This is a genomic window from Mycobacterium sp. 1165178.9, assembly GCF_001673555.1.
Taxonomy (GTDB): domain Bacteria; phylum Actinomycetota; class Actinomycetes; order Mycobacteriales; family Mycobacteriaceae; genus Mycobacterium.
In genome coordinates, this window is sequence record NZ_LZMB01000239.1 from 1 (window position 1) to 6,516 (window position 6,516).

General features: G+C 67.1%; 3 protein-coding genes and 1 pseudogene. 2 read left to right on the top strand and 2 right to left on the bottom strand.

Annotation, left to right across the window (positions count from 1 at the left end; all coding sequences use genetic code 11):
• Positions 1-93 precede the first annotated feature (93 nt).
• Positions 94-3,630 (top strand): annotated as a pseudogene (locus A5652_RS10970) (multifunctional oxoglutarate decarboxylase/oxoglutarate dehydrogenase thiamine pyrophosphate-binding subunit/dihydrolipoyllysine-residue succinyltransferase subunit); the annotation flags it as partial.
• Positions 3,631-3,724: 94 nt separating this feature from the next.
• The gene (locus tag A5652_RS10975; RefSeq protein WP_067350490.1) at positions 3,725-4,552 is read left to right on the top strand and encodes an SDR family oxidoreductase; all 828 of its coding nucleotides are present in this window, start codon (positions 3,725-3,727) and stop codon (positions 4,550-4,552) included.
• 3 nt (positions 4,553-4,555) lie between these two features.
• On the opposite strand, the gene A5652_RS10980 is transcribed toward A5652_RS10975, so the two are convergent.
• Together A5652_RS10980 and A5652_RS10985 are read right to left on the bottom strand one after the other, a co-directional pair.
• On the bottom strand, positions 4,556-5,425 hold the full coding sequence (locus tag A5652_RS10980; protein WP_067350492.1) for a glycine betaine ABC transporter substrate-binding protein: 870 nt from the start codon (positions 5,423-5,425) through the stop codon (positions 4,556-4,558).
• A partial coding sequence (locus tag A5652_RS10985) for an NADP-dependent malic enzyme (RefSeq protein WP_067350499.1) occupies positions 5,422-6,516 on the bottom strand: 1,095 nt, incomplete at its 5' end. The genes A5652_RS10980 and A5652_RS10985, both read right to left, overlap by 4 nt.

The following is a 6,516-nucleotide window of genomic DNA, read 5'->3' on the forward strand; positions in this document are numbered from 1 at the left end:
CGACCAGCCATTCGTTTTGCCCGAATGGTGAACTTATGTTGCTCACGACCGCAGTTCGCCTCAATCCTTCTGTTCCGCAAGCGCATTCCCGCGGCGCCTGCACCCTTGTCGGTCCCGGACGACCGAACACCTCAAACCGCCGAGACCGCAAAGCCCGCCGAGACCGCAAAGCCCGCCGCCGGCAATGGCGTCGCGCCGCGACCGGCGAAAGCCGCCGCTCCCGCGCCGGTGGAAGGCGACGAGTTGCAGACGCTGCGCGGCGCCGCGGCGGCCGTCGTCAAGAACATGTCGGCGTCGCTGGACGTGCCGACGGCGACCAGCGTCCGCGCCGTCCCGGCCAAGCTGATGATCGACAACCGGATCGTCATCAACAACCAGCTCAAGCGCACCCGCGGCGGCAAGATCTCGTTCACCCACCTGCTGGGCTATGCGCTGGTGCAGGCGATCAAGAAGTTCCCGAACATGAATCGGCACTACGCCGAGGTCGACGGCAAGCCGACCGCGGTGACGCCGGCGCACACCAACCTCGGCCTGGCCATCGACCTGCAGGGCAAAGACGGCAAACGTTCCCTGGTGGTCGCCGGGATCAAGGGCTGCGAAACCATGCGGTTCGCGCAGTTCGTCACCGCATACGAAGACATCGTGCGGCGCGCCCGCGACGGCAAGCTGACCGCCGAAGACTTTGCCGGCGTTACCATTTCGCTGACGAACCCGGGCACCATCGGCACTGTGCACTCGGTGCCGCGGTTGATGAACGGCCAGGGCGCCATCATCGGTGTCGGCGCCATGGAGTACCCCGCGGAGTTCCAGGGCGCCAGCGAGGAACGCATCGCCGAGCTGGGCATCGGCAAGCTGATCACGCTGACCTCCACCTATGACCACCGCATCATCCAGGGCGCGGAGTCCGGCGACTTCTTGCGCACCATCCACGAGATGCTGCTGTCGGACGCCTTCTGGGACGAGATCTTCCGCGAGCTGGGCAACCCATACCTGCCGGTGCGGTGGAGCACCGATAACCCCGACTCGATCGTCGACAAGAACGCTCGGGTGATGGAGTTGATCGCGGCATACCGCAACCGCGGGCACCTGATGGCCGACATCGATCCGCTGCGCCTGGACAGCACCCGGTTCCGCAGCCACCCCGACCTCGAGATCCTCAACCACGGCCTGACGTTGTGGGATCTCGACCGCGTCTTCAAGGTCAACGGCTTCGCCGGTTGCGAATACAAAAAGCTGCGCGACGTGCTAGGCCTGCTGCGCGACGCCTACTGCCGCCACATCGGCGTGGAGTACACCCACATTCTCGAACCCTCACAACAGGAGTGGCTGCAGCAGCGCGTCGAGACCAAGCACGTCAAACCGACGGTGGCCGAACAGAAGTTCATCCTGAGCAAGCTGAACGCGGCCGAGGCCTTCGAAACCTTCCTGCAGACCAAATACGTTGGCCAGAAAAGGTTTTCGCTGGAAGGTGCGGAAAGCATCATTCCCATGATGGACGCGGCGATCGACCAGTGCGCCGAGCACGGACTCGACGAGGTGGTTATCGGCATGCCGCACCGCGGCCGCCTCAACGTGCTGGCCAACATCGTCGGCAAGCCCTACTCGCAGATCTTTTCCGAGTTCGAGGGCAACCTCAACCCGGCACAGGCGCACGGCTCCGGCGACGTCAAGTACCACCTGGGCGCCACCGGTGTGTACCTACAAATGTTCGGCGACAACGACATTCAAGTGTCGCTGACGGCAAACCCGTCGCACCTGGAAGCCGTTGACCCGGTGCTGGAGGGCCTGGTGCGAGCCAAGCAGGACCTGCTGGACCACGGCGCCGAAGACCAAGGGGACGAAAAGGCCTTCTCGGTGGTGCCGATGATGCTGCACGGCGACGCCGCGTTCGCCGGCCAGGGCGTGGTCGCCGAAACCCTGAACCTGACCCACCTGCCCGGCTACCGCGTCGGCGGCACCATCCACATCATCGCCAACAACCAGATCGGCTTCACCACCGCGCCGGAGTACTCGCGGTCCAGCGAGTACTGCACCGACGTCGCGAAGATGATCGGGGCGCCGATCTTCCACGTCAACGGCGACGACCCGGAAGCCTGCGCGTGGGTGGCCAAGCTGGCCGTCGACTTCCGGCAGGAGTTCAAGAAGGACGTCGTCATCGACATGCTGTGCTACCGCAAGCGCGGGCACAACGAGGGCGACGACCCGTCGATGACCAACCCCGCGATGTACGACGTCGTCGACATCAAGCGCGGCGTCCGTAAAAGCTACACCGAAGCCCTGATCGGCCGCGGCGACATCTCGATGAAAGAGGCCGAGGACGCGCTGCGCGACTATCAGGGCCAGCTGGAGCGGGTGTTCAACGAGGTCCGCGAGCTCGAGAAACACGGCGCGCTACCGAGCGAATCGGTCGAGGCCGACCAGATGCTGCCTGCGGGCCTGGCCACCGCGGTAGACAAGGCGCTGCTGGCCCGCATCGGCGACGCCTTCCTGGCGGTCCCGGACGGGTTCACCGCGCACCCGCGGGTGCAGCCGGTGCTGGAGAAGCGCCGCGAGATGGCCTACGAGGGCAAGATCGACTGGGCCTTCGGCGAACTGCTGGCGCTGGGCTCGCTGGTGGCCGAGGGCAAGCTGGTGCGGCTGTCGGGGCAAGACACCAGGCGCGGCACCTTCTCCCAGCGGCACTCGGTGCTCTTCGACCGCAACACCGGCCAAGAATTCACGCCGCTGAAGCTGTTGGCGACCAACGCCGACGGCACCCCTACCGGCGGCAAGTTCCTGGTCTACGACTCACCGCTGTCGGAGTTCGCCGCCGTCGGCTTCGAGTACGGCTACACGGTGGGCAACCCGGACGCTCTGGTGTTGTGGGAGGCGCAGTTCGGTGACTTCGTCAACGGCGCGCAGTCGATCATCGACGAGTTCATCAGCTCCGGTGAGGCCAAATGGGGCCAGCTGTCCAACGTCGTGCTGCTATTGCCGCACGGCCACGAGGGCCAGGGTCCCGACCACACCTCGGGCCGCATCGAGCGCTTCCTGCAGCTGTGGGCGGAGGGTTCGATGACGATCGCGATGCCCTCGACCCCGTCCAACTACTTCCACCTGTTGCGGCGCCACGCCCTCGACGGCGTGCAGCGGCCACTGATCGTGTTCACGCCGAAGTCGATGCTGCGCAACAAGGCGGCGGTCAGCGACGTCCGGGACTTCACCGAGATCAAGTTCCGCTCGGTGCTCGAAGAGCCGACCTACGAGGACGGCATCGGTGATCGCAGCAAGGTCACCCGGGTCCTGCTGACCAGCGGCAAGCTCTATTACGAGTTGGTGGCCCGCAAGGCCAAGGACAACCGCGAAGACGTGGCGATCGTGCGGATCGAGCAACTCGCCCCGCTGCCGAAGCGCCGGCTGGGAGAGACGCTGGACCGCTACCCGAACGTCAACCAGTACTTCTGGGTGCAGGAGGAGCCGGCCAACCAGGGCGCCTGGCCGCGATTCGGGCTGGAGCTGCCAGAGCTGTTGCCCGACAAGTTGACCGGTATCAAGCGGATCTCGCGCCGGGCGATGTCGGCCCCGTCGTCGGGCTCGTCGAAGGTGCACGCGGTCGAGCAGCAGGAGATCATCGACACGGCCTTCGGCTGACCGCGACGCCCGCTGGGTCCGCGACCCCGCGGGAACCGGGGACCGCTGGTACCGGCTAGCCTCGACGCAAACGTGCCGATAAGGAAGGGTGCTCATGCAAGGGTTCGCCGGCAAGGTCGCGGTAGTGACGGGCGCGGGTTCAGGTATCGGACAGGCGCTGGCCGTGGAGCTGGCCCGCTCGGGCGCCAAAGTCGCGATCAGCGACGTCGACCTGGAGGGCCTGGCCCACACCGAGGAGCAGCTCAAGGCGATCGGCGCGTCGTTCAAGTCCGATCGCCTCGACGTGACCGAGCGGGAGGCCTTTTTGGCCTACGCCGACGGCGTCAGGGAGCACTTCGGCAAGGTCAACCAGATCTATAACAACGCCGGCATCGCGTTCACCGGCGACGTCGAAGTCAGCCAGTTCAAGGACATCGAACGGGTGATGGACGTCGACTTCTGGGGCGTCGTCAACGGCACCAAGGCGTTCCTGCCGCACCTGATCGCCTCCGGCGACGGGCACGTCGTCAACGTGTCCAGCGTGTTCGGGCTCTTCTCGGTGCCCGGGCAGGCGGCCTACAACTCGGCCAAGTTCGCCGTGCGCGGCTTCACCGAGGCGCTGCGGCAGGAGATGGCCGCTGCCGGCCACCCGGTGGCGGTGACCACGGTGCACCCGGGCGGCATCAAGACCGCGATCGCGCGCAACGCGACGGCCGCCGAGGGGCTGGTCCCCGAACAGCTCGCGAAGCTGTTCGACAAGCGGCTCGCCAGGACCAGCCCGCAACGCGCCGCCAAGATCATCCTGGACGCGGTCCGAAAGAAGAAGGCCCGGGTCCTGGTCGGCACGGACGCTAAGCTCCTGGACGTGATGGTGCGGGTGGCGGGCCCGTATTACCAGCAGCTCTTCGGCCCGGTCATGGGCCGGTTGATGCCAAAAGTCTGACCGTCAGCGGCCGAGCGGATGCTCGGCCAGCCAGCCGTCCGCCACCGCCTGCGGGTCGACGCCGGTACGCACTTGCCGGCGCATCTCGACCAGCGCCGCGGTGTCCAGCACGCCGGCCACTTCGTTGATCGCCAGCAACTGCCGATCGCTCAGCGCGTTACGGCGATAAAGAGGCACCACATTCTCGGCACGGATGAGTGCGGGTTTGCCGTCGGCCAGCGCGACCAGGTCGCCGGGAATGTCGGGGGCGGCCGAGGTGGTCCACCCCGCCGTCAGCTGCCCGGTCTGAATTGCGGCGAACATTGTTGCGCCATCGGGAAATTCGCGTGGCTGGGGAAGCCGGCAGGAGCCGATCGTCGACGGTTCCTGATGACCGGCGACGGTCCCGACAATGAGACCGTCGCAGTGGCGGGGCAGCGTGCTCAAGTCCGCACTGACGTCACTACCGCCCCACGCCTTGGCGGTGGGCCGACTGACCAGCAACACGGGCTTGTCTTCGGCGGCCGTCGTGTAGTCGCCCGCCGCCACGCCTTCGGGCAGCGCAGCGATCATTGCGCGGTAGACGTCTTTGTCCGACATGGCCGTCGCGCCGGGCTGAAAGGCTTGCAGCGTGCGGCCGGTGAGGGCGGGGACGACGGTGAACGCGCCGGAATCCAATTGCGGTTTCGGGTCGGGCGCCGTTGCGGGCCGCGCACCGAAACCGTAAGACCGCAGGGCGGCGACGTAGACGCCGGCCAGCAGCGCCGAGTCGGCGTCAGCCCGGGATCCGACCACCACTTCGGCACTGGCACGACGGTCGCCCGTGCCGGGTCCGCAACCGGCCACAGCGAGTGCAGCGGCGAGCACCGGCGCCGCCAGCCTGGCGATTCTCACCCCCCGGCGACGGAAGTGTCTGAGGCTTCCGTGGCCAGTGCCACCGCCGTGGCGACCGCATCCCCGACCCGGGTGTCCAGGGGGCTGGGGACGATCCGGTCGAGCGCGAGGTCGTCGCTGGCGACGGAGAAGATCGCCTCGGCAGCTGCGACCATCATCTTTTCGGTGATCCGGCGCGCGCCGGCTTCCAGCGCGCCGCGGAACACGCCGGGGAAGGCAAGCACGTTGTTGATCTGATTCGGGAAATCGCTACGCCCGGTGGCCACCACCGCGGCGTATCTGGCCGCGATCTGCGGATGGATCTCCGGATCGGGGTTGGACAGAGCGAACACGATCCCGTCAGGCGCCATGGTGGCGATCATCTCTTCGGGAACCACGCCCCCCGACAACCCCAGGAACACGTCGGCACCCCGAATGGCTTCGGCCAGGCCGCCGGTCAGGCCGACGGGGTTGGTGCGCCGCGCCAGAGCCATCTTGACGTCGTTCATGTCGTCGCGAGCGGTGTGCAGAACCCCCCGCGAGTCGAGCACCGTGATGTCCGAAACACCCATCACCATAAGGAGATTGGTGCACGCGACACCGGCCGCACCGGCTCCGGACACCACCACCTTCAGCGAGGCCATGTCGCGACCGAGCACCTTGCTGGCGCCCATGAGCGCGGACAGCACCACGATCGCCGTGCCGTGCTGGTCGTCGTGCATCACGGGGCAGTCCAGCGCCTCGATGAGGCGACGCTCGATCTCGAAACAACGCGGCGCCGAGATGTCCTCGAGGTTGACGGCGCCGAACGTCGGGCGCAGGCGCACCAGCGTTTCCACGATCGCGTCGGGATCCTTGGTGTCCAGCACGATGGGGATGGCGTTCAGCCCGCCGTACGCCCGAAACAGGGCGCACTTGCCCTCCATGACCGGCAGCGACGCCGACGGCCCGATGTCGCCCAGGCCCAGCACGGCGCTGCCGTCGCTGACCACCGCCACCAGCCGGTTCGCCCAGGTGTAGCGGGCAGCCTGGGCGGGGTCGTCGGCGATCGCACGGCTGACCTGTGCCACGCCGGGGGTGTAAGCGATCGACAGAGCGCGCTGAGTGTCCTG